Annotated in this window: 22 protein-coding genes and 2 riboswitches; of the genes, 13 read left to right on the top strand and 9 right to left on the bottom strand. The window is 37.8% G+C overall.

What is annotated here, in order from left to right; all coding sequences use genetic code 11:
• Nucleotides 1-38: 38 nt before the first annotated feature.
• Nucleotides 39-563 (bottom strand): GNAT family N-acetyltransferase, encoded by a 525-nt coding sequence (locus tag HMPREF0877_RS05655; RefSeq protein WP_002828306.1) that lies wholly within the window; start codon nt 561-563, stop codon nt 39-41.
• Nucleotides 564-793: 230 nt separating this feature from the next.
• Here HMPREF0877_RS05655 and HMPREF0877_RS05650 point away from each other — a divergent pair, with 230 nt between their 5' ends.
• The 6 genes from HMPREF0877_RS05650 to HMPREF0877_RS05625 all read left to right on the top strand — a co-directional run bounded on the left by HMPREF0877_RS05650 (nt 794) and on the right by HMPREF0877_RS05625 (nt 6,316).
• Entirely contained in the window at nt 794-1,630 is an 837-nt protein-coding gene (locus HMPREF0877_RS05650; RefSeq protein WP_002828304.1) for a DUF368 domain-containing protein, read from the top strand.
• Nucleotides 1,631-1,905: 275 nt separating this feature from the next.
• Nucleotides 1,906-1,995: riboswitch (TPP riboswitch) on the top strand.
• A gap of 96 nt (nt 1,996-2,091) precedes the next feature.
• Nucleotides 2,092-2,181: riboswitch (TPP riboswitch) on the top strand.
• Between the two features lie 42 nt (nt 2,182-2,223).
• On the top strand, nt 2,224-2,421 hold the full coding sequence (gene thiS, locus HMPREF0877_RS05645) for a sulfur carrier protein ThiS (RefSeq protein ID WP_002828303.1): 198 nt from the start codon (nt 2,224-2,226) through the stop codon (nt 2,419-2,421).
• An 18-nt stretch (nt 2,422-2,439) separates the two neighbouring features.
• Nucleotides 2,440-3,090, top strand: coding sequence for a sulfur carrier protein ThiS adenylyltransferase ThiF (thiF, locus tag HMPREF0877_RS05640; protein ID WP_002828302.1), 651 nt, complete (start codon nt 2,440-2,442; stop codon nt 3,088-3,090).
• 18 nt (nt 3,091-3,108) lie between these two features.
• The gene (locus HMPREF0877_RS05635; protein WP_002828301.1) at nt 3,109-3,879 is read left to right on the top strand and encodes a thiazole synthase; all 771 of its coding nucleotides are present in this window, start codon (nt 3,109-3,111) and stop codon (nt 3,877-3,879) included.
• A 2-nt stretch (nt 3,880-3,881) separates the two neighbouring features.
• Entirely contained in the window at nt 3,882-5,087 is a 1,206-nt protein-coding gene (locus HMPREF0877_RS05630; protein WP_002828300.1) for a hydantoinase/carbamoylase family amidase, read from the top strand.
• A gap of 2 nt (nt 5,088-5,089) precedes the next feature.
• The gene (locus tag HMPREF0877_RS05625; protein ID WP_002828299.1) at nt 5,090-6,316 is read left to right on the top strand and encodes a dicarboxylate/amino acid:cation symporter; all 1,227 of its coding nucleotides are present in this window, start codon (nt 5,090-5,092) and stop codon (nt 6,314-6,316) included.
• A 58-nt stretch (nt 6,317-6,374) separates the two neighbouring features.
• Here HMPREF0877_RS05625 and HMPREF0877_RS05620 read toward each other — a convergent pair whose 3' ends face one another.
• Genes HMPREF0877_RS05620 through HMPREF0877_RS05600 form a run of 5 tightly spaced genes read right to left on the bottom strand, consistent with a single transcriptional unit; the run spans nt 6,375 to nt 11,076 of the window.
• Entirely contained in the window at nt 6,375-7,187 is an 813-nt protein-coding gene (locus tag HMPREF0877_RS05620) for a transporter substrate-binding domain-containing protein (protein ID WP_002828298.1), read from the bottom strand.
• Nucleotides 7,188-7,213: 26 nt separating this feature from the next.
• Nucleotides 7,214-7,978: an amino acid ABC transporter ATP-binding protein gene (locus HMPREF0877_RS05615; RefSeq protein ID WP_040760681.1), complete on the bottom strand. Its 765-nt coding sequence runs from the start codon at nt 7,976-7,978 to the stop codon at nt 7,214-7,216.
• A gap of 1 nt (nt 7,979) precedes the next feature.
• Entirely contained in the window at nt 7,980-8,687 is a 708-nt protein-coding gene (locus HMPREF0877_RS05610; RefSeq protein ID WP_002828296.1) for an amino acid ABC transporter permease, read from the bottom strand.
• A gap of 43 nt (nt 8,688-8,730) precedes the next feature.
• Nucleotides 8,731-9,930, bottom strand: a complete 1,200-nt coding sequence (locus HMPREF0877_RS05605) for an aminotransferase class I/II-fold pyridoxal phosphate-dependent enzyme (RefSeq protein WP_002828295.1) — start codon at nt 9,928-9,930, stop codon at nt 8,731-8,733.
• Between the two features lie 3 nt (nt 9,931-9,933).
• Entirely contained in the window at nt 9,934-11,076 is a 1,143-nt protein-coding gene (locus HMPREF0877_RS05600; RefSeq protein ID WP_002828294.1) for an aminotransferase class I/II-fold pyridoxal phosphate-dependent enzyme, read from the bottom strand.
• Between the two features lie 778 nt (nt 11,077-11,854).
• Between HMPREF0877_RS05600 and HMPREF0877_RS05595 the strand changes: the two genes are divergently transcribed.
• On the top strand, nt 11,855-13,117 hold the full coding sequence (locus HMPREF0877_RS05595) for a homoserine dehydrogenase (protein WP_002828292.1): 1,263 nt from the start codon (nt 11,855-11,857) through the stop codon (nt 13,115-13,117).
• 32 nt (nt 13,118-13,149) lie between these two features.
• Here the strand turns inward: HMPREF0877_RS05595 and HMPREF0877_RS05590 are convergent, their stop codons facing one another.
• The gene (locus HMPREF0877_RS05590) at nt 13,150-14,025 is read right to left on the bottom strand and encodes a LysR family transcriptional regulator (RefSeq protein WP_002828291.1); all 876 of its coding nucleotides are present in this window, start codon (nt 14,023-14,025) and stop codon (nt 13,150-13,152) included.
• Nucleotides 14,026-14,158: 133 nt separating this feature from the next.
• Between HMPREF0877_RS05590 and HMPREF0877_RS05585 the strand changes: the two genes are divergently transcribed.
• The 3 genes from HMPREF0877_RS05585 (at nt 14,159) to HMPREF0877_RS05575 (ending at nt 16,513) form a co-directional block, all read left to right on the top strand.
• Nucleotides 14,159-15,022 (top strand): PhzF family phenazine biosynthesis protein, encoded by an 864-nt coding sequence (locus tag HMPREF0877_RS05585; protein ID WP_002828290.1) that lies wholly within the window; start codon nt 14,159-14,161, stop codon nt 15,020-15,022.
• 289 nt (nt 15,023-15,311) lie between these two features.
• Nucleotides 15,312-15,761 carry a LytTR family DNA-binding domain-containing protein gene (locus HMPREF0877_RS05580; protein WP_040760679.1) on the top strand — a complete coding sequence of 150 codons (450 nt, stop codon included), beginning with the start codon at nt 15,312-15,314 and terminating at the stop codon, nt 15,759-15,761.
• 5 nt (nt 15,762-15,766) lie between these two features.
• On the top strand, nt 15,767-16,513 hold the full coding sequence (locus HMPREF0877_RS05575) for an MFS transporter (RefSeq protein ID WP_002828288.1): 747 nt from the start codon (nt 15,767-15,769) through the stop codon (nt 16,511-16,513).
• Nucleotides 16,514-16,581: 68 nt separating this feature from the next.
• Here the strand turns inward: HMPREF0877_RS05575 and arsC are convergent, their stop codons facing one another.
• Both arsC and HMPREF0877_RS05565 read right to left on the bottom strand, forming a co-directional pair.
• Nucleotides 16,582-16,989, bottom strand: coding sequence for an arsenate reductase (thioredoxin) (gene arsC / locus HMPREF0877_RS05570; protein WP_002828287.1), 408 nt, complete (start codon nt 16,987-16,989; stop codon nt 16,582-16,584).
• A 244-nt stretch (nt 16,990-17,233) separates the two neighbouring features.
• Nucleotides 17,234-18,988, bottom strand: a complete 1,755-nt coding sequence (locus HMPREF0877_RS05565) for a thiamine pyrophosphate-dependent enzyme (RefSeq protein ID WP_040760677.1) — start codon at nt 18,986-18,988, stop codon at nt 17,234-17,236.
• 262 nt (nt 18,989-19,250) lie between these two features.
• Here HMPREF0877_RS05565 and HMPREF0877_RS05560 point away from each other — a divergent pair, with 262 nt between their 5' ends.
• The 3 genes from HMPREF0877_RS05560 to HMPREF0877_RS05550 are packed head-to-tail and all read left to right on the top strand — an operon-like array spanning nt 19,251 to nt 24,927.
• A complete protein-coding gene (locus tag HMPREF0877_RS05560) occupies nt 19,251-22,109 on the top strand; it encodes a type I restriction endonuclease subunit R (RefSeq protein WP_040760675.1) in 2,859 nt (952 codons plus the stop codon).
• A gap of 32 nt (nt 22,110-22,141) precedes the next feature.
• Nucleotides 22,142-23,695 (top strand): type I restriction-modification system subunit M, encoded by a 1,554-nt coding sequence (locus HMPREF0877_RS05555; protein ID WP_002828284.1) that lies wholly within the window; start codon nt 22,142-22,144, stop codon nt 23,693-23,695.
• Entirely contained in the window at nt 23,695-24,927 is a 1,233-nt protein-coding gene (locus HMPREF0877_RS05550; protein ID WP_002828283.1) for a restriction endonuclease subunit S, read from the top strand. The genes HMPREF0877_RS05555 and HMPREF0877_RS05550 overlap by 1 nt, the downstream gene beginning before the upstream one ends.
• The last annotated feature ends 83 nt before the right edge of the window (nt 24,928-25,010 follow it).

Genomic DNA, 25,010 nt, shown 5'->3' with positions numbered 1-25,010 from the left:
AAGTTGGAGTAATTTCTATCAGCGCTTTTTAATTAAATTTAATCCGTTAATAACAGTTGAAAGGCTAATCGATCACCGTTTGGCACGGGCATTTGAACATGACCACGGTAATCAAAATCGGCTTTTTTAACTGTTTTTTGCATGCCTTTATTGATTTCATGCGTATCAATACGAATATCACGATAACCATGATCTAACGATAACATGACTAAATCGTGAATGAGTTGATGAGCAAGACCTTGACCACGAACATCTGCATCAATCGCAATCCGATGCAAACTCATATATTGGGACTCATTACCTAACCAAGAGCCATCAATATCTTCATATGCCTGTTCCGGACCAGGAACTAGTTTCCCGACACCAGCAACTTGATGATTATAGATGAGGACATAAACGATGCCCTTATTGATATCATCTTCGAATTCTTTGCGGTTTGGTTCGGCTGATCCTTGCCATTGTGGTGAATTTTGACTGCCAAGATACGCGACAGCTTGTTGAATGATGCGATAGATCGCATCAACATCTGAGGGCTTTGCTTGACGAGTATAAGTTAATGACATAGGATTTATCCCCCTACTTGTTTAAATTTTGTACTTAATTATAGCAAAAAATTAAAAAGTAAGGCGTTTCTTTTTACAGTTAGACTGTCCAACCCCCGTCAGCTTTGATAACATTGCTGGTTGGTTTTAATTTTAAGAATTTAAAAGGTTCGTTAGATATAATAGTCTTGAGAGGATTTTACTCACAAAGAATAATAAACGATGAACTAAATGAAATGAGGAAATAATCAATGCAAAAACGACCAGGAGATATTATCTTCCGTGCTGTTAAAGGTGCATTAATTGGATCAGGATTTATTTTACCAGGAATTAGTGGTGGTGCATTAGCTGCCGTATTTGGATTATATGAACGATTGATTTTGTTTATGGCGAATCCATTGAAAAATTTTAAAGCCAATGTCCGTTTCTTTATGCCTGTTGGCATCGGAGCAGTTATTGGCATCTTCTTACTCTCATTTTTAATTAGCTTTATGCTGGGAGAAGTTGAAAGTGTCGCACGCTGGTTCTTTATTGGGGCTATCTTAGGAACTGTTCCCACACTATGGCATGAAGCCGGAAAAATGGGACGTTCAACCTGGGACATTATTTTTTCCGTTATTGCGGGAGGCTTAATGTTATTATTCTTATGGTTTGGCCGACCTTTATTCTCAACGATTGAGCCTAGTATGAGTGCCTGGCTTTTAGCTGGTGGATTAATTGGCTTAGGTCTTCTTGTACCAGGATTAAGCCCATCTAACTTTTTAATTTACTTAGGTCTGTACAAAGGGATGAGTGATGGTATTAAAACGGGTGATTTATCAGTTTTGATTCCCCTTATTTTGGGATTAATTGTGGTTGTTTTAGTGTTTGCAAAAGTCATGGCCTATATTTTTAAAGTTGCTTATGCAAAGTTATTCCATATGATTTTCGGAATTGTGATGGCATCAACAGTCATGATTATCCCGCTAGATTACACTGGTTTTACTGTTTGGCATTATGCGTTCTCAATTATTCTGTTAGCGCTAGGAACGTGGCTAGGTTGGTGGATGGGTCGTTTAGAGCAGACAGTTAAGCCGACAACAGTATAATAAAAATAACAATTTAGAATTTTATATTAGGAAAATTTTAAGTAGGTATGTCATTCCCCACTGGTAATATGTCATGCTATAATGTGAATAGAAAAAAGGAGCCCTGTGCAATCAGGACTCCTTTTAGAACCGTTAGACGGTAGCAAATCTAAAGTTTAAATAACCGTTAGCTCTGCAAAGCTAAGACGGTTATTTTTTTTGCTAATTTTGAAAGCGATTTCAACAATGAGTTGTATTTCATAATTAAACATGCTATGGTTATCTTGTTAAGTTAATTAACGTATCTGGGGTGCTGAAAAGCTGAGAATATACCCACTGAACCTGATTTGGTTAATACCTGCGCAGGAAGATACAGTCCATATATAGAGAGTAATGGGCAGTCTTTTTGTGAATGCAAAAAGACTGCTTTTTTATATTTTATGAGGATTGCATAGAGCAATTGGCAAAAACTAAATCTAAACAATCATCGTCTGGGGTGCTGAAAGGCTGAGAATATACCCATGAACCTGATGTCGGTAATACGATCGAAGGAAGTGCGATATTTGACTGTGTGCAAATGCCCTTCTTTCAAGATCAGAAAGGAGGGCGTTTTTTTGATTATTTTAAATGGTGAACAAACAGCAAACATGGTTGGTAAAACATTGGCTGATTTATTACAAGAAAAAACAGAGATGATGCAAAATGTTGTCGTGGAATTAAACGGTAAGATTATTCATCGTGAGGAATTAGCAGACCGAACATTGTCAGAAAATGATCGCGTTGAACTAATTTCGTTTGTCGGTGGTGGTTAGAAAAGAGGAAAAAATAAAATGACACCAAAATTTCAAGGTGTAGCGGTTACTGATTTTTTTATGGGCATGAAAGAGCGTAATGTGGCTGGTACGACTGAACCATTAAAAGATGCCCGTGTGACCATTGCAGGTGCTGGGGGTCTAGGTTCAAATATTGCAATTGCACTAGCTCGAAGCGGTGTTGGTCATCTAACTTTAATTGACTTTGATGTCATTGAAATGAGCAATCTTAATCGACAACAATATAAAGTTAGTCAGGTTGGCATGCCGAAAGTCATTGCATTAAAGCAGAATTTATTAGAATTTAATCCATTTATCGATATTGAGATTCATCAGGTCAAAATTACACCTGATAATATTGAAACACTATTTGCGGACTGTGATATCGTCTGTGAGGCTTTTGATAACCCAATGGCCAAAGCAATGTTATTGGATGGTGTAACGAATTTTTATCCTGACAAGCCACTTGTTATGGGTAACGGTATGGCCGGATTACATATGACTAATGAGATGCAAACAAAACAACAGTTATCAAATGTATATATTTGTGGGGATGGCTATAGTAAAGGTGTCGAAGGACTGATGGCACCACGTGTAATGGTATGTGCTGGACATGAAGCCAATGCTATCTTACGTTTACTAACCAAGCAACCCGTTTTAGCAGAATAGGAGGAGATATAAACAATCATGGTCGAAAGTAATGATGATTTAATTATTGGTGGTCACCATTTTTCTTCACGTTTTATTCTAGGATCAGGTAAGTATTCATATGAACTAATTGATTCAGCAATCCATCACGCAGGTGCTCAGATTATTACTATGGCATTGCGTCGTACGAATACGGATGAAGAAAATATTTTGAATTATATTCCAGATGATGTGACAATCTTGCCAAATACATCTGGCTGCACCAACGCTGAAGAAGCTATTCGCATGGCGCGCATTGCTCGTGAATTAAGTGGCAGTGATTTTATTAAGCTTGAGGTTGTGCCTGATAAGACTTATTTGTTACCTGATAACGAAGAAACGATTAAGGCAACGAAGGTTTTGGCTGATGAAGGATTCATCGTGATGCCATATATGTTACCTGATTTAAATGCTGCCCGTAAGTTGGTCGAAGCTGGTGCTGCGGCTGTGATGCCATTAGGTGCACCAATTGGTACAAACAAAGGTTTGGCAACTAAAGAATTGATTCAGATTTTAATTAACGAAATTGATGCGCCAATCATTGTTGATGCTGGTATTGGTCGTCCAAGTCAAGCTGCTGAAGCCATGGAAATGGGAGCAGCAGCAGTAATGGCTAATACAGCGATGGCAACAGCAGGTGATATTCCATTGATGTCAGAGGCATTTAAGTTAGCTGTAGAAGCTGGACGTAAAGGCTATCTTGCCCACCCCGGTCGTGTTTTAGATAAAAAAGCAGCGGCATCATCACCAATTGCTGGCATTAGCAAATAATTATGACGAATGAAGCCATACAATTGGGTGATTTGCTGGATCAATTCAATACATCAGATGAAGTTGGCCAGAATCGGTTAGTTTATAATCAGCAATGGTTACGGAATCAACGAGCACTGATTTTGCTCGGCCAAGAACATGATGCGCAAGCAACGGTTGATGATTATGGTAATGTGTCTTTAGATTTTCCAGGACAAGAAATATCAGCACCGATTGCGACTGGTTCTCATATGGACACTGTGCGTCAAGGTGGTTGTTATGATGGGTTATATGGGGTTTTAGGTGGCTTTTGTGCGATACAAAAACTCTACCAACAAGGACATTTGCCTAAAAAACCGGTACGTTTGATTTCTTTTAGCGAAGAAGAAGGTAGCCGTTTTCCAGCAGCTTTTACTGGATCGAACTATTATACAGGACACCAGCAAGTCACGCCATTAGTTGATGAAATGGGTATCACATTTGATCAAGCTAGACGCGATGCGGTCAGACAATTGCAAACTATTCCTGGTGTTAGGCGACAGCGAGCGCCCTTACCGGCAAGTTTTACGGAATTGCATATTGAACAGGGTCCACGTTTAGCACAAGCACATCAGTCACTTGGGTTAGTGACAGGAATTGTTGCACAAGATCGCTATGATGTGACTGTATATGGACAAGCAAATCATGCTGGTACAACGCCGATGGCACAACGTCAAGATGCGATGGCAACTGCAAGTCATCTGATGGCTGAATTGTATGATTTGGCGAATAAATCTTCAAAAAGTTTGTCATTTACGATTGGTGAAATTCACGTATCACCTAATGTTAGTAATGTCATTGCTGAAAGGTGCACATTTAGCATAGATTGTCGTGAAGAATCAGATGAACGATTAGCTACATTTTTGACAGCTATGCAAGTAGTCATCCAACACTTTGAAAATGTCACAGTAAAACAGACACTGCATGTTCCTGCAACTCCTTTATCACAGGCATTAAGGAAACAAAATGCTGAGATAGCGACTCGAATGAATTTTCCCTTCCAAGAGTTATTTTCAGGTGCAGGTCATGACAGTCAAATAATGAGTACAGTCACCCCTACAGCCATGATTTTTGTACCAAGTGAAGCTGGTATTAGTCATGCACCGACTGAATATACAAAAATGTCTGATTTATTATATGGCGTCGCATTGTTGGCTACTAGTCTATCTGTTCAAGCAAACGAGTCGTAAAAATGCGGATAAAAATTCATCTAACGACTCAAATTATTATTGGTATGTTGATTGGTATCATTTTAGGTGCAGTTTTTGGCACTAAAATTGCGGGAATCAAAATTATTGGTGATATTTTTTTGAGGCTGATTCAAATGGCTGTCATGCCACTAGTTTTTTGTACGGTAATTGCAGCGATTGGTAAATTACCAGTCAAACAATTAGGAAAATTAGGTATCAAAACAGCTGCTTGGTTTATAGGCACGACACTTATCGCTGCTTTAGTTGGATTATTGCTTGGTTGGTGGTTTATGCCAGGTGTGGGTATTGACTTAAAACTGAATCCTGAACTTGTCCAAAAATTTACTAGCCATCCTGTTTCAACTTCAGACATGATATTAGGCTTTTTTCCGACTAATATTTTTGAGGCTTTGGTAAAAGGTAATACGATTCAAGTCATTATATTTGCGTTATGCATGGGAATCGTTCTAAGCAAAGCAAATAGTCAACAAAAGTATCAACATATCATTAATGGATTAGAACAATTAAATCAGTTATTTATTGATTTGATTCAATTGGTTTTGTGCATAGCACCAGTTGGAATTGGTGCATTAATCGCTTCGGTTATTGCTGAAAATGGGCTGACAGTCTTAATTCCACTGTTGAAGTTTTTAATATTATTCGGAGTGGGTACACTATTTTTCTTAGCCATCTTGTTCGGTATGATCATGATACGTGCGCATATGACTTTACGAACCGTCATGCATGGGTTTGCTAATATCTTAATTATCGCAATGACAACAACATCTTCAGCAGTATCCCTACCTGTTGAAATGCATGATGCTGAAAAACGATTAGGTATTAAGAAGGAAATTAGTGAGCTAGTATTACCTTTGGGGATGGCACTGAATAGTAATGGTCTGGCCATGTATTTGGCGTTAGCTTGTGTCACAATGACCCAATTTTACGGATTATCATTATCATTTATTATGATGTTAAAAATCGTTATGTTAGCCATTGTTGCTTGTTTAGGTACGGTTGCTGTACCAGGTGGTGGTTTAGTTGCGCTAGCGATTATTGTACCAACACTAGGATTACCTTTGGAAAGTATTGCTCTATTAGCAGGTATTGATTGGTTTGCGGGTATATTCCGAACCGTACTTAATGTGGTTGGTGATACGACGACTGCCATTATGATTGCTGCTGATGAAAAGAAATTAGTTCATGGCAGTTTGCCGGTTAAAAATTAATATAAATAGCGTGCAGAAATCAATGATGGTTTCCGCACGCTATTTATATTGTATAGCATTAATTATTTTCTTTAGTAATATCTGCGCCAAAGTACTTAATTGATAACTTCTTCAACGTACCGTCTTTTCTAATTGCGGCGAGCGCTTTATTAAACTTCGCACGAGTTTTGGGATCCTTCTTATTAAACATAGCTGAAACTTTCACTGGGTCAATTTCGCTAGACAAATCTTTGTACTCTAAACCATCAGTAGCATTGTCCTTTTTATAGGCATACCAAGCTTCAGCAGCGTTAATTGTCCCATCTGCACGACCAGTACGCAATAGTGATAAGGTGGTTGAGAAATCACCTGAAGAAACTAGCTTGGCGTGATACTTTTTAGCCACCTGTTCATTGTTTGTTCCAGTTCCCTCTGCAAATTTCTTACCACTAATATCCTTTAAATGACTGATTTGGCTATTTTTCGGTGTAATCAGAGCATATCGTGAATAGATGTATGGATTAGAGAATTTATAAACTTTTTTTCGAGCGGGCGTTTCGGAAATATTATTGATCACGACATCATATTTTTGCGAACCTAAGCCAGCAACTAATGAATCCCACTTTGTTGGGACAAAATCTGCTTTGACACCCATCTTTTTAGCAACGGCACGCCCCATTTCAACCTCAAAACCAGTTAATTTGCCATTTTTTCGATAAGAATATGGTGCATATGTACCTTCGAGTCCGATGGTCAACTTTCCTTTAGTTTTTAATTCTGATTGAAACGCATCCTTTTGTGTGGTGTTTTTTCGATTACCGAAATAAACAACTGCCAAGATTAGTAATATAACGATGGCAATTGAATAAGAAATGACTCGTGTTCTTTTCATATGTTAGATCCTTCCATTTATCTAAATTATTTTAATGCTTCTGCTTCAACATCGGAAAACGTCATTGCTGAAATAAACCGATTAATCCGAGTGTTTTCTTGATTTTCATTGAAAAATTCCTGTGGACTGCCGTCGAAAATAATCTGACCATTCTCCACAAAGACAATTTTATCCGCAATCTGACGGGCAAAGAATAAGTTATGGGTGACGATAACAAGTGATTGTTTTTCCTGCGCTAATTCATCCAGAACCTGTAATACTTCTGCTTCCAGTTCAGGATCCAAGGCAGAGGTTGGTTCATCTAATAGGATGTATTCAGGATGCATGGCTAATGATCTCGCAATGGCAACACGTTGCGCTTGACCACCAGATAATTGTTCAGGATATGCGTCAGCTTTAGACTTTAAACCAACTTTATCCAGTAAATTCTGTCCTTCTTGTAGCGCTTCTTTCCTGTCTTTCTTTAATACTTGGATTGGTCCTTCAATAATATTTTGAATGACCGTTTTGTGTGGGAATAAATTATAGTCTTGGAAAACCATCCCTGTTTTTTTGCGGACATTTAATACTTGTTTGGTTGAGATATCGTGTGAAAAATCAATGGCTAGGTTTGATAAGTGATAATGACCACTTTCTGGACGCTCAAGTAGGTTCAATGAACGTAAAAGAGTAGATTTACCTGAACCAGAGGGCCCAACAATAACCGTTGTCTGCTTCTCTGGCAACTCAAGGGTAATGTCTGTTAAAACTTGTTGCCCATCGAAACTTTTATTTAATCCTTCTAATTGCAACTTATGCACCTCCCACTGTTTTGGTTAAATGCTTGTGTGAGTGTTTTTCAAGATAATGCTGACCGATGGTTAGTAACGAACAAAAGACAGCATAAATCAAGGCCACCAAGGAATACATAATAAGTGGCTGATAATTCTCAGCCGCAATTTGCTGACTAACCTCAAACATTTCAACAATTGTAATGGTTGCAGCTAGTGATGTATCCTTAACCAAACTAATAAAGCTATTGGCTAATGGTGGTACAGACAGATAGATTGCTTGAGGTAGAATGATACGTCGTAATGTTTGACTACGAGTCATGCCAATTGAAGAAGCCGCTTCCCATTGGCCTTGGGGAACCGAAGTAATGGCTGCTCGAATTGTTTCGGATGCGTAAGCGCCAGTGTTTAAAGAAAAGGTAATAACACCCGCAACAAATGGTGTTAATTTGATTCCCTCATCAAGGATGCCTGGAATAACTAAATAAGGTAAGCCAAAATAGACAATAAATAATTGAACTAACAGTGGCGTTGAACGGAAAAGCCAAACGTAAAAATTGAAAATTCCTTTGATAATTTTAAATTCTTTTCCTTTTTGGGAAATTCGAACCAGAGCGGTAATGAGAGCGAGAATCAAGCCCAACGCAAAAGAAATCAATGACAAAGGCACGGTGTATTTAATGCCGGCCACGATTAATTGCGGGAGAGAAGTCGTGATTATTTCCCACATGTGTTTTCTCCTAAACTATTTTTAATTTTAATGGTTGCCATCACTAACCTTCGGCAACAGCAGGCTTAGGTTGTGTGGTAGATGAGGCTGGTATATAAGTTAGTGCTTGGGCGAAATCTTGTTTTAAATCTTCAAAATCTTCAAGTCCGGCAGATAGACGAAGTAAGCCAGGTGTTACGCCACTTGCTTGTTGTTCATCTGGGCTAAGTTCTGCGTGTGACATTGTACAAGGATATGAAAGAATGGTTTCAACAGCACCCAAAGAAACAGAAAAAATAGGTAACTTTAAATGTTGTACTAGGGTTCGAACGTTATCTTCGCTAGCAATGTCAAATGATAAAACAGCACCACCAGACAATGCTTGCTTAGATTGGATGGCATAGTTTTTATCACTTTCTAACCCAGGGTAATTAACTGCTTTGACAGCGGGTTGTTGTTGTAACCATTGGGCAAGTTTTGTTGCATTCTCTGTTTCAGTTTGTAGGCGAACTTTTAGCGTTTTTAGACCACGTAATAATAACCAACAATCACCAACACTGAGCGTTGCCCCCATTGCATTTTGAATGAAGTAGACAGCATCCCCTAAAGCTGCATCGTTGGTAACGACAAGTCCAGCCAGAATATCCGAATGACCGGAAAGAAATTTTGTTGCACTGTGAATGACTAAGTCAGCACCAAGCGATAATGGCTTTTGATAAAGTGGGGTCATAAAAGTGTTATCGGCAAATAACAAGGCACCATGGGCATGTGCTGATTTAGCAGTTGCTTCTAAATCGACAACGGTGAGTGTTGGATTAGAGGGTGTTTCGGCATACACCACTTTTGTATTTTCTTGGTAAGCCGCTTCTAGTGCATCTTCATCGTTAAGATCAACAAACGTATGGCTGATACCATAGTTAGGTAATAACTCAGTTACTAAGCGGAAAGTGCCACCGTATACATCTTTAGTGATAATAATGTGGTCGCCTTGATGTAGGGTCAAAAATGCAGCAGTAATTGCCGCCATGCCAGTCGCAAAGGCAAAACCACGAGAACCTCCTTCTAAATTAGCGATGCTCTCTTCTACCTGATCGCGAGTTGGATTGCCACTTCTGGCATAGTCATACTTTCCCAGCTCTAACGGGTCTTTTTGTGCAAAGGTTGAAGAAAAATAAACTGGTGCATTGACCGCACCAGTCTGTGGATCAGGACGGACGGTGTCATGAATAATCTTTGTTGCATCATTGTATTTGTATTCGCTCATATTTTAAACCTCCGTTGCATTAGCGGTTAACGCTATTTCTGCCTGTGCCAATGCCTGTTGAATGTCTTGAATTAGGTCCTCACTGTCCTCGATGCCGACCGAGAAACGCAGTAAGCTCTTCGTAATATGCTTCTTTTGACGCTGTTCTTCACTTAAATCAGCATGCGTTTGTGTGGCTGGTACCGTGATTAAACTTTCAACACCACCAAGACTTTCAGCAAAAGAGATGATTTTTAGATGTCTTAGAAATGGATCAACTAAGCTTTCATCATGAATATAAAAACTGATCATGCCCCCGCGACCAGGGTATAAAATCTGTGTAATCAAAGGGTTAGTTTGGAGAGCGGCCACAATCGCTTGAGCATTTTTTTCATGTTTTTCAATACGTAATGGTAAAGTTTTAAGACTGCGAATTAATAACCAACACGAAAATGGATCTAGGACCGCACCAGTTGTTGTGAGATTTTTTTCGTAGATCTCAGCATTTTCAGCACTTTTACACACAACTGCCCCACCTAATATGTCGTTGTGACCACCCAAATACTTTGTCGCACTGTGCACAACAACATCAGCACCGTCATCTAATGGCCGTTGGATAATTGGTGTGTAAAAAGTATTGTCAACAAAGACTTCTGTTTGATATTGATGAGCAATGGCAGCTGTTTTCTGAATATCAATAACTTTCATTGTGGGATTTGATGGGGTTTCTAACCAAACTGCTTTTACTGCCGGATCAGCAACCGCATCAGCCAAAAATCTGAAATCTTGCCCATCCCAAGTAATAAAGTCAATGGCATAATTCTCATGTAAATCATCAAAGTATCGAAATGAACCACCATACAAATCATCAGAGATAATGATTTTGTCGCCAGTTTTAAATTTTGAAAAAGCTAACTGGATAGCAGCCATACCAGAACTTAACGCAAAAGCCTGATAACCATTTTCTAGTTTGCTGAGCGTATTTTGCAGAACGTCACGTGTTGGATTTGTCTCACGAGCATAGTCATAACCAGTTGAGTCCCCCAGTCCAGGGTGTCTGAAGGCAGTTGAAAAATACACAGGTGTCGAGACAGCACCCGTCTTTTGATCATCGGTTCTGTTACCAGATTGTACTAAATATGTTTCTAGTTGTTCTTGTTTGGCCATTATTTATACGTCCTTTCTAATATAGCTGCGTAGCAAAATAAAAAAGCTTTCACTCTATGCAATAAATGCACAGGGCGAAAGCTTCGTGGTACCACCTGAGTTTCCCATTAGTTCACACTAAATAGGCTCAATAAGTTCACTTTTCAGTAAACCCGGTGATTGTAACGGGCACCACACCGAGAATATCAGCCGGATGACCAATATCTAGACTCTAAGCTCATCTTCATTGTTCGCACGAATTACCCTTTTCACCGAGCGGGCTTCTCTGTCTACTAGTTTAAACAATTACTCTTCTTTTCAACGTCTAATTTATTTTTAATTTTTCTCATAGTATCACTTGTCATTTTTTCTGTCAAACGGAAATTTATGTGATGGTTTTGTTTCTGATTGATGAGTATCTGACGAAAAATCGTTATTTTAATTGGAATATTGCGATTGACAAATAAAAAATTGAAATCTATAATTTAGCTCAATATATTAAAAGATAATGAAGAGATGAGTAGTAAAAGTCGTTTTCTACAGAGAGCTTACCTATGCTGAGAGTAAGTGACAAACGATTTACGAATATGGTCTTGAAATCTTCACTGATTGAGTCGAGTTGGTAAAATTAGTGTGTTTGATACCCATTACCGTATCTGAGTCTGATGGGACTTACTGAGTCAACTAGTGTGAACTGGTTGAGAACAAGGGTGGTATCACGCATTTTGCGTCCTGGAATTAGTTTCCAGGGCGTTTTTTAGTTAATAAAAGATTTTGAAGTAAGTTAGAGGGAGATTTGATGAAAACAATTAAACTTGGCATTGTTGGTCTAGGTACTGTCGGTACAGGTGTCGTACGAATTATCCAAAATAACCAGCAAAAGATACTCGCAACCAGTGGGTGTCAGCTACAAATTAAAACGATTGTTGTTGCAAATTTGGCAAAACAACGTCATGTTGATTTAGCAGGTATTAAACTAACCAATCATATCGCTGACATCGTTAATGATGATGAAATTCAGATTGTGATTGAGGTTATGGGAACAATTGAGCCGGCTAAATCATACATTGAAGCACTACTTGATAGTGGTAAAAATGTGATTACGGCTAATAAAGACTTACTGGCGACTTATGGTAATGAATTAATTGAACATGCACAGAAAAATCATGTCAATCTCCTATATGAAGCAAGCGTGGCTGGTGGTATTCCTATTTTAAGAACCATCGCAACATCTTTTGCTGCTGATCAAATAACGTCAGTTGCAGGAATTATCAATGGAACAAGTAACTATATTTTGACACAAATGAGTGAAAATGAACTGACTTACAATGAGGCGCTTCAACAGGCAAAGGAGTTGGGACTGGCTGAGACAGATCCAACGAATGATGTCAGCGGCAAAGATGCAGCATACAAGATGGCCATCTTAACGCAATTTGCTTTTGGTGTGACTGTTCCTTTGGAAAACATTTTTGTGACAGGAATTACGCAAATTACAAAGGCAGATATTTTACGGGCACAAAAATGGGGATATGTCATTAAACTGATTGGTCAAGCCAGACCTGTGGATGATAAGTTATCGGTTTCTGTCGAACCAATGTTTGTCCGCAAAGATGACCCACTTGCAACAATCAAAAATGAAAACAATGCGGTGTTAGTGACGGGTTCATCTGTTGGTGAAGTCATGTTTTATGGTGCCGGTGCCGGCGAACTACCTACTGCTAACAGCGTCTTGAGTGACGTTCTTGCGACAGTAAAGGATTTGCAGCAACATCAAACTGGTGCGAAGTTTAACAACTTTAGGCGAACAACTGATTTATTAGTACCGCAACAACAAAAGGATCATTATTTTTTAACCCTGGTATCAAAAGATGAAGCACGCGTAACGCTAACCCCTAATCATCACAAACATCAACAAACCCTTAGCAAACAAAAAAATAATTTAGCGACCGAGTTGAGCTATAAGACCAAATCAATTTCTGTGCAACAGTTTCGGACAATGATTGAAAAATTAAAAAGTACAGAAAAGTTAACAATGACGGCAGCATATCCGGTGCTAGATTGATTGGGATGTGATGCCCCTATCTTTTTTACTTGTTATCGTAAATCTGCCTTATTAGCGAGTATTTCTTGAATAAAATACTGGCTAGCGATTGGGAGACGCTGTTTATTTTGACAAGCAATCGCAAGCTCACGGTTAATTACTGGATCCAATGGACGTGTCACAATATTAAATGGCATGCGTTGTAGTACAAGTTTAGCTAAAATGCTGACTCCTAACCCCGCTTCCACCATCGTCATGATCGCATAATCATCATGGATGCGGTATTTTATATTGGGTGTCACACCAGCGGCTGCAAAAGCATTTAATGGTTCACTAAAACCACCCTCTTCAATCAAAATTAGCGGATCATCTTTTATGGCATCTAAACTTAATGGCTTTCCTGGGTATGCTGCTAGTGGATGATTTTTTGGTAAAACAGCTAACATTTCATTAGTTTTGATGGGAATAGTCTTGAAGTCTTTTGCCATAGCAGGTGTTGTAAAACCAAAATCAACCGCATTTGTGCGAATCCAATCAGCGATTGAGTTGTAGTCACCTTGATAAAGTACAAATTCTACGTTGGGGTAATTCGTTTTAAATTTTTTAATAAGATTGGGCAGCCAGTGCACGGTAATGCTTGAGATTGTTCCAATACGAATAACGCCAGTCTCTAATCCCCGTATTTCAGTTGCTTTTTCTTGGACGGCTTGATATTGGCGAATTGTTTGCTGAATCAGTGGATAAAGTTGTTGACCCTCCAAAGTTAGGGTCACACCTGTTCGCGAACGATTTAGTAGTTTTATTGAAAGCTGGTCTTCAAGTGAGGCAATGATTTGACTAACCGACGATTGTGTATAACCTAGTACTTCAGCAGCTTTAGTAAAGCTACCAAGTTCGATAACCTTTTGTAAAATTAAAAATGAATTCATGACGCATTACTCTTTCTAATGTTTAAATAAGAAATATTTGTTTTTCTAATTTTACAAACCAATATATACTAGACACAATTATTCATCAAGATTTGTGTCGTGTTTAAATATTCAAAAGAAAGTGTGCAAAAATATGTTAAAGAGAATAACACCCTTCAAGCAAATCGATGTTTTTACTCAAGTACCATTTAAAGGCAATCCAGTGGCCGTGGTATTAGATGGTGATAAACTTTCAACAACTGAAATGCAACAAATTGCAAACTGGATTCATTTGTCTGAAACAACTTTTGTTTGTACGCCAACTAATTCACAAGCAGATTATCGGTTACGTATTTTTACACCACAAAATGAATTGCCGTTTGCAGGACATCCAATGATCGGATCAGCTTACGCGGTTTTAAAGTCAGGTTTGATACCAAAACACGGGCAGTATTTAGTTCAGGAATGTCAACAGGGATTGGTACGGATTGACGTAACTGATGCGGGGTTATTTTTGACATTACCTGAATCTAAAAAAAGTCCGTTGCAGGCAGAACAAGTTAAGGCTTTTAGCAAGGCTCTGGGTGTATCTGCTAGCGAGATTCATTTAGCGGCAACAATTGATGTGGGAGCAGTTTGGTATACATTGCAATTATCTAGTGCCGAACAAGTGCTTGCTCTGCAACCAGATATGAATCTATTATCACAAGCGATTGCAGAGGGTGTGACTGGTGTGACAGTCTTTGGTCAATATCCAGAAAATAGTCAGACAAATTTTGAAGTACGGTCGTTTGCTCCCAATGAAGGCGCAGATGAGGATCCGGTTTGTGGAAGTGGTAATGGCTGTGTCGCGGTTATGGTTAGAGACCATCAGTTATTAAGTTCATCAGATTATGTGGCTAGCCAGGGATCTTGTTTAGGACGAGACGGCTATGTCAGCGTCAAGTTTTCTGATGATAATCAAATTTTATTAGGTGGATTTGCAGAAATTTGTATTGATGGCCAACTATCTATCTGATTTGAGGAGATAATCCAGAACAATTAGAAGCAAACCTACTTTCCCAACTAATAATACTTATGGGAAATAATGATAGACCAGTGATTATAAGATAGCTAGAAAGTCGCCAATTTTAATTAGATTGGTGGCTTTTTTAAATTCACATACATATTTTGGATTGAGTTTATCATAATATATGCACCTGTTACGCACAGAATCTTACCACATAGGCAATTTGCCTTTCTTTTTTGCGATTTTCAGTGTTAAATAATAAACATCAAAGCTTTGATTAAAGAAGGAGGTGGCACGGGTGAAAATCAATCTTGAAGTCGACGAACGACTGACAGACACTGAAATAACAATTCGTACGCCTGACGTGAATGATCAGATAAATCGTTTAATGCAGGAGATAACTGAGCAATTTAAAGAACAACCAAAAATTGCTTTCTATCAGGAAGGTATTCGTTATTTTATTGATTTAGAAAATATTTTATTCTTTGAGACAGTTGATCGAAAAGTTTGTGCACATACAGCTGACAGTACTTACGAAGTATCACTAAAGTTATATGAGTTAGAAGAAAGCTTGCCACTTACTTTTATACGTAGTTCAAAATCAACGATTGTTAATCTGCAACAAATTTTTTCAGTTGATCATTCATTACGTAGAAACTTAGTTAGATTTCGAAACAGTCACAAACAGCTCTATGTTTCACGAGCATATTATCAAGAATTTAAACGTCAGTTAGACGAGAGGAGTTAATTGATTTGAAAAAAGGTAGATGGTTTTGGGGAAGTTTTGCCCTGATTGGTGCAGCAATTTTGTTAGGTAGCCAACTCGATTGGTTCACCTATTCATATAGTCCCTGGACGTTAATTTTTACACTGTTTTTAGCAGCAACTTTTATCACTAGTTTAGTTAGTCTTTGGATTAGTGGTATTGTTTTTTCGCTAGCAGCATTGAGTATTGTATACGCTAGTGCGTTGGGAATTGCCCATATTTCGATTTGGATGATTATCTTAATTGCTATTCTTGTGAATATTGGCCTATCGTTGATTTTTCATCCTTGGATTGCAAAGCACCATCGTAAACGAATGATGAATTATCATCATGGCGCACACTACTTCGAGGAAAATATTCATAGCAGACATTTTAATGCACATACCAATGAAGATACTGATACGGCTTTGTATTTTGTGGACAAAGTGACCTCTAGTACACGATATTTGCACAATAAGCAATTAGAACAAGTGACTTTTGAAGTAAGTTTAGGAGATTTAAAAGCATACTTTGATGATGTTGTCCCTGCACAATCCGATTTGGTCGTAAATTTGAATGTGTCAATGGGTCAAGCAGAACTATTCATACCAAAAGACTGGCAAGTATCGAATGAACTGGAGTATACAATGGGTACAGTAAATGTCCCTGATAGCGTTATTTCTGATGTAGAAGGTATTACAGTTCATTTACGTGGTCAGGTAAGTTTTGGCCAAGTTAATGTACATTATATTTAATAAAAAAAGACAGCTAGGCAGTCACTGAATGAATTTCAGATGACATAATAGCTGTCCTTTTTTAGTTTTTAATTGATTAGTTCTTGCACACGTTGTTTAATTTCATTCCGTACTTGACGAAATATTGCCATAATTTCTTCGTCTGAGCCAGTTGCACGGGCTGGATCAGGTAAATCCCAATGTAGGTGTTTACCCATATTGGGGATGACTGGGCACTTATCACGAGCATCCCCACATAATGTGACAATAAGGTCACATTGATTAAAATAATCTAGATCAATTAAGTCTGAGGTTTGTTGAGAAATATCAACACCATCTTCTTGCATAATCGCAACTGCCCGTGGGTTGAGTCCATGTGTCTCAACGCCAGCACTACGAATCACGACGTTCTGGTTAGCAAAATATAATTTTGCATAGCCTTCAGCAATTTGGCTACGACAAGAATTACCCGTACAAATGAAATATATTTTTTTCATAATAAATTGTTGTCCTTAAGATTAATTAAAAGCAGTGTGCGATATTTATCTTGAATTATAAGCTGGTCGGTAACAATTAACAATAAAATTCTAATCAGGAACATCAGTAAGTGTTGTATACAAATAGAGCCACCAACCTACCCGCTTTAATTGGATAAGTTGGTGGTTCTAAAGCATTTTTGTCATATATTCAATAAATTTAATTAGTTGGTTTGTAGGAAGTGAGAGATTTTAACTAATTAAATTAATTTTCAAATTCTTTTAGAATATCACTAAATGCAGGTTGCTCATCTGCAGATAGGTCATAAGTTTCACGGTAATTTTGTACCATTTCTTTGCCAAAGATACTGGTTTCAAGAGGCATAAAGTTTGTATCAATTGGGTCAATATCTTGAATTTTGGCATCCAATACAATTGGCTTTGTATTACCGTTTGCTTGTAGGTCATTGATTTTAATCATGGCATCATGCAATTCGGCAAGGTTTGTCACAGTGAAGCCAATAGCTCCCATGTTATCAGCCATCTTTCCCCAATCGGCGCCTAATAGATCAATACCATAAGGTGCTTGGTTTGCCTGAATTTTTTCGTGAGCAATGAATCCAAATGAACGGTTTTCTAGGACGACATTGATAACAGGTAGGTTGTACTTTACTTCGGTCAATAGATCAGGCATGACCATGGCGTAACCACCATCACCAGAAATAGACCAAACTTGGCGCTCTGGGAAGCTTAACTTACCAGCTAGTCCAGCTGGTAGTCCAAATCCCATTGTACCGTACCAAGCTGACATCGTAAACTTTTGATCATTATCAAAAGGTAATTGACGAAGTGACCATTCAGTGTTGTTACCAACATCAAGACCAAAGACAGCATTGTCGGTCGCATTCTCCTTGATGGCCTTTAATACACCTTCAGCACGGAGTCCCTTATCGTCATCGTTGGCAAGCTTATCTAACCAGTTTAACCATAGAACGCGATCTTTTTGGGCTGCCTTGAGGAAGGCAGTTGGTTCAGCTTGATAATCAGTATCTGCTAAGGCTGCTAAGAAGCGGTGTGCATCAGCTAACACGGTGATATTTGCATCAATTTGCTTACCTAAATCAGCCAAATTATTATTCACTTGAATAATTGTCTTATCTTGTGGCATATAACGTGCAAATGGGAAGTTGGTACCGATAAATAAGATCAAGTCACTGGCTTGGCTAACTTCAAAACCAGACTTTGCACCTAAACGACCACGGGCACCCATGTAATTTGGGTGACTTGTTGGGAAAACGTCTGTTGCGGGGGCCGATGATAAGACTGGTAGTCCAAATTTTTCAGAAACAGCCACTGCTGCTTCACGTGCGCCACGGACACCTTGGCCAACGTACATGATTGGTCGCTTGGCAGCTTTAATAGCCTCTGCGACACGCGTAACGTCATCTGATGAGATGGCTAAGTCTAATTGGTTTTGCTTCAAATTTGCAGTTTTGAATTCATTGTAGTCAATTTCTTGTCCAGATAAGTCATCTGGTAAGATAACAACTGATACTGATCGTGTGGCATACGCTGAACGAATAGCTTCGTCAATTACTTTAGGAATTTGATCAGCGTTGACAACTTGCTTATGGAATGTCGCAACATCCGCAAAGATGGGATCCTGATTCATTTCTTGGAAGAAGTTAGTATTCATTACCCCAGTCGCTGATTGACCGACCAAAGCCAAAACGGGTGTATGATCCATTTTTGCATCATACAAACCATTTAACATATGTACTGAACCTGGTCCGGCTGAACCAAAAGCAACCCCGATTGTACCAGTTAGTTTTGAATCGGCCGCAGCTGCTAAAGCGCCAATTTCTTCATGGCGTACCTGAATGTACTTAATATTTTCGCGTTCTAAGTACAAACCATCAACTAAATTATTGATTGAATCTGCTGTTATACCGTAGACGTGATCAACGTCCCACTTCTCTAAAACTTTTGCTAATGCTTGTCCTGCTATCATCTTTGACATGGCAAATACTTCCTTTCAAATCTGAAAGAGCGGTATAAAATCGTTCTTAGTTTTATTTTCCTGGTTGTGTTCAATTAACGAACAAATTCTAGTTTAACACTTACTTTTTGTAAGTAAAGAGGTTTGTTTGAATTTGTTTTGAGAAATTGCAGATTTGAGATAGGAAAATATCGCCAAAAGGCTTGCTAAATATGCGGTTTCAAGGATGTAAAAGTAGTATAATTTTGATTAATAGTATATGCATTTTATAGAGGGTGGGCTAATGAGTGAGCATGAATCAGAACAAGTTTTAGAGAATAAGTTAGTACAGCGATTTAATGGTTTGGGCTATAAAACCGTTAACTTACCTGATGAAATGAGCTTATTATCACATTTTCGTCAAACTTTAGACGAACAGAATATTGAAAATTTACAACATGAACGTTTAACGGATTCTGAGTTTAAACGTGTATTGAATGAATTAGTTGGTGCAAAGTCACATTATCAAATTGCGCGTCAATTACGTGGTTCAGATGCTAATCCGATGGGAAAAATTAGTATTCAGCGTGACAATGATGAAACTGTTTATTTAACTATTTTTGATGGATTGCATTTTGAAAATAATCAGTATGAGGTTGCCCATCAAATAACGGTTTCAGGTACGCATGAGAATAGATATGATGTGACAGTCTTAATTAATGGGTTACCAATTGTTCAAGTTGAGTTAAAACGTCGTGGCGTAGATTTCCGACAAGCTTTTAATCAGGTCGTACGTTATAAAAGTGAAAGTATGCGTGGACTATTTAGGTTTGTACAATTATTTGTTATTTCTAATGGTGGTGAAACGCGCTACTTTGCGAACGGAGATGGCGATTTAAATGCTAACTTCATGTTTTATTGGACGGATCGAGAAAATAATTGGTTGAACGATTTAGACGCATTTTCTGCCTCATTCTTTACGAAGGAACGTTTGCATAGCCTGATTGCCAAATATACAATCTTTGATTCGGCGAAGGAACGTTTAATGATCATGCGTCCTTATCAAATCTATGCTGTCGAAGCAATTATAAAGCAAGCACAAGATCATCCTGATAAAAACGGCTTTGTGTGGCATACAACTGGTTCAGGGAAAACAGTTACTTCGTTTAAAGCAAGTCAATTATTAGCACGTGATACTGATGCTGAGAAAGTCATTTTTTTAATTGATCGTAGTGATTTAGATATCCAAACATCTAAAAATTTTAATTCATATATGACTGCAATTCCGGGTGAAACAGCCTTGGATTTGACAACGAATACCAGTAGTTTGGTTAAGCAGCTGCAATCTCATGATAACGCGTTGATCGTTACCACTATTCAAAAAATGAATAATGCCGTTAATAATCCAAAATATAAAGGATTACTAACTAGTTATCATGATAAACGTGTTATTTTTATTGAGGATGAGGCTCATCGTAGTCAGTTTGGTGAGATGCGTAAGAATGTGAATAAGTGGTTTGCAAATTCTCAACATTTTGGCTTTACGGGTACCCCTATTTTTAGTCAAAATATCGGTTCGGATAAACGAACGACTGAAACATTGTATGATGAAGAATTGCATCGTTACTTAATTAAAGATGCAATTAGAGATCACAACGTACTAGGCTTTAACGTTGAACAAATGAGCACACTTGTGGGTAAAGATAATATCAGTGATGAAGATGTTGCGGGTATTGATACGCGGGAAGCGATGGAGAGCGAAGAACGGTTAGATCATATTGTGACCCATATCATGTTAAATCATGATAATAAAACGAAAAAGCGTACCTACAATGCAATTTTAGCTGTCCCAAACACGGAAATAGCTCTACGTTATTACACCCTTTTCCAACAAAAAATCAAGGCTAGTCATAGTGACCTAAAAGTGACAACTGTATTTACCTGGACGGCAAATGAGGATTCTAATCAAGATAATCAAGGTTCAACCTTTGATACTTCTCGTCATGGTTTAGATCATGTCATTTCAGATTATAATGAAACTTATCACACTAATTTTAGTACTGAAGATTTTAAAGGTTACTTCAATGATATTTCACAGCGTATGAAAGATCATAATGCGCAAACTCGTGATGAAAATATTGATATTTTAATCGTTGTCGGAATGTTTTTGACAGGATTTGATTCTCCTCGATTGTCTGTATTATATACGGATAAAAAATTACAGTGGCATAGTCTGATTCAAGCTTATTCACGAACTAATCGCGTTGAGAAAGATACAAAACCATTTGGGTCAATTGTAAATTACCGCAACCTTAAGAAAGCAACAGATGATGCGATTACGCTCTTCTCTGCAGGTGATGAATCATCCTTCTATGTTAAGCAATATGATGAATTATTGAGTGAGCTGAATGAGCATGTCTTGCAACTCCACAAAATTGTTGAAAGACCGCAAGATGTTGACGAACTATACAATCAAGGTGAAGATGTTTTAAGTACGTTTGTGGTCGCCTTTCGTGATGTAATGCGTACCTATAACCAGATCCGTGTTTATGACGATTTTGAATGGTCGGACGTTGATAGTTTTACTGATCAAGATTTAGAATCATTTCAAGGTAAATATCAGGAAGTTTATCATCAGATAGGTGTTAGACCGAAAAAAGATAAAACATCTATTTTAGAAGATATTGATTTCCAAATTGATTTGTTATCAACCGATCGTATTGATGTGCAGTATATCGTGAATTTAGTGAAAGCAATTAATCTTGATAATAAAGACGGTCGGCAAGCTGATGTGAACAAAATTAAGCGCTTGCTAGACAAGGCAGCAACTGATGAATTGAAATCTAAGGCGGACTTGATTGCAGCATTCTTGGATGAAATGGTACCAACATTACAAAGTGGCGACAATATTGGAGATTCATTAAATGCCTATTTGGCTAAACGACGTGAAGTTGCGGTTTCGGAATTCGCCGAGGATGTGAAGTTACCAGTAAATATTATTGAGAAACAGATTGCTGATACACAGTTCTATGGACAAGCAGACCAAAATGAAATGAATAAAGACTTGAATGATGCTGGTTATGGATTTAAAGCAAAACGAGACATTAAGAAACGACTAAAAGGCTTTATCCAGGAAACGATTCAGCGATTTACACTAGTTTAATTAGATAAAAAACAGGAAGAAAGAGAAACCTCATGTCAGAGACACATACAGTACAAGCAACACAACAAGCAGAGTTACAACGTAAATTATGGGCAATTGCCAATGATTTACGCGGTAATATGGACGCCAGTGAATTTAGAAATTACATTTTAGGACTAATTTTTTATAGATTTTTGTCTGATGGCGTGTCGGCTTATGTTAAAGAGTTGTTAGTTAATGATGATATTACATTTGCGGAAGCATACGCTGATGATGAGATGCGTGATGATTTGGTTGATGACATTACGGAAGCGATGGGATTTTTTGTTGCGCCAGAATTTTTGTTTGAAACATTGGTGGCAGATGCACAAGCTGGCCGTTTTGATGTTGAAAAGTTACAGACAGCAGTTAATGCTGTTCAATCATCAACGATTGGTGAGGAGTCAGAAGAAGATTTCCGTGGTTTATTTGATGATTTAGACCTTAACTCAACTCGTTTAGGAAACACAGTTGCTGAGCGTAGTGCCCTTATGCAGAAGGTTTTGTTGAATCTAGCCGATTTAGATATGGGCCATGATGAAGTACAAATTGACGTCTTAGGTGATGCTTACGAGTATTTAATTGGTCAATTTGCGGCAAATGCAGGTAAAAAAGCAGGTGAGTTCTACACACCACAACAAGTTTCAAAATTACTTGCACAAATCGTTACTAAAGGTCATGATACATTGCAAAATGTTTATGACCCAACTATGGGTTCAGGATCACTTTTGTTGCGAATTGGTGATTATGCTACTGTTGGTAATTATTATGGTCAAGAACTTAACCGTACGACTTATAATTTGGGCCGTATGAATCTATTAATGCATGGTGTTAGTTACAATCAATTTAGCGTGCAACAGGGTGATACATTAGAAAATGATTATTTTGAAGGCCAACAATTTGATGCTGTTGTTGCTAACCCACCCTACTCTGCAAAGTGGAACACAGATGGTAAGTTGGACGATGAACGCTTCCGTAAATACGGTAAAACTGCTCCTAAGTCTAAGGCCGATTTTGCCTTCGTTGAACACATGTTGGCACACTTAAATGTAACAGGAACAATGGCTGTTGTATTGCCTCATGGTGTCCTATTCCGAGGTGCAGCCGAAGGTACGATTCGTCGTTACATGATCGAGCAAGATAATGTGCTAGATGCAGTTATTGGTCTACCAGCCAACTTATTCTTTGGTACATCGATTCCAACAACGGTACTTGTGTTCAAAAAGAATCGTAGCAATCAAGATGTTTTCTTTATTGATGCGTCAGCTGATTTTGAAAAAGGAAAAAATCAAAATAATTTAACGGATACACAATTAGCGCGAATTGTTGATACTTATGATAAGCGCGAGGATGTTGAAAAGTATGCACACCTTGCAAGTCGTGACGAGATTATCGAAAATGATTTTAACTTAAACATTCCCCGCTATGTTGACACTTTTGAGGAAGAAGAACCAATTGACTTGGCCGCTACACAAAAGGAAATCGAAGAAACAGACGCTGAAATTGCTAAATTAACGGCTGAATTCGAAGCAATGGTAGCAGAGTTAGTAGAAACAGGTGAAGAATAATGGGGATGCAACCAAAGCTAAGATTTAAAGGATTCACGGACGATTGGGAAAAGCGTAGATTAAAAAGTATGGGAGACTTTAGAAGAGTCTCTGTAGATCCACAGAAAACACCTAATACACTATTTACTGAATATAGTATGCCTGCATATGATAATAATAAAACTCCAAATATTGTTTTAGGGTCAACAATTCACAGTAATCGATTACAAATAGGTGACAATGTCTTACTTATAAATAAGTTGAATGTTCGCCAAAAACGAGTTTGGTATGTAAAACGAGCAGGAAATAATGCAGTGTCATCCAGTGAGTTTATGCCATTTACATCTGAGAGTCTGAAATTATCTTTTTTAAAGCAACTTCTATTATCTGATAAATCCACAAAATTTATGGAAAATATTTCATCAGGAACATCTAATAGTCAAAAAAGAATTACCCCTCTAGATATATCAAATTATTTGATTGAAAAACCTACAGACGCAAGAGAGCAAGATAAAATAGGAGATTTTTTTGAAACACTTGATAATCTCATCACTGTCAACCAGCGTAAGGTAGATTTACTTAAGAAGAAGAAAACTGGATATTTGCAAAAATTATTTCCTAAAAATGGACAAAATAATCCTGAATTACGATTTAAGGGATTTACTGACGCTTGGGAAAAGCGTAGATTGGGTGATGTGGTTAATAAGGTCAAGTCTTATTCGTTGTCTCATGATGTGGAGTGTAACGAAAGTACGGGTTATAAGTATATTCATTATGGTGATATTCATACTGGCATAGCAGACATTATTAATAAAAAATCTGTTTTACCAAATATTAAACCCAATCAATATGATACATTGTCAGTAAATGATCTTATTGTGGCAGATGCTTCTGAGGATTATCAAGGGATTGCTTCACCTGCTGTTATTCAAGCATTACCAGATGAAAACTTAGTTGCAGGATTACATACAATTGCCTTACGTCCACAAGCCACCAATGCCACATTTTTGTATCATTTGCTCCATACTGGCAACTTTAAGCATTTTGGATACCGAACTGGTACAGGTTTAAAAGTCTTTGGAATTAGTTGGCCGAATTTATCAAAATTTGAATTTAATTTACCGAGTCAAAAAGAGCAGGATGAAGTTGTTGATTTACTAAGACTCTTAGATAATCTCATAGTTGTCAACCAGCGTAAGGTAGATTTGTTAAAAAAAGAGAAAAAGGCGTTGCTTCAAAAAATGTTTATATAAATAAAATTCAAAATGGTTATGTATTCTAGTCAGTGCAGTAATATTTTTTAATGGTTTGATTTTTAAAGAAAAATAATTAATTG

Source organism: Weissella paramesenteroides ATCC 33313 (assembly GCF_000160575.1).
Lineage (GTDB): Bacteria > Bacillota > Bacilli > Lactobacillales > Lactobacillaceae > Weissella > Weissella paramesenteroides.
The sequence above is the reverse complement of the archived record's forward strand: the minus strand, read 5'-3'. Positions and strand labels throughout refer to the sequence as shown.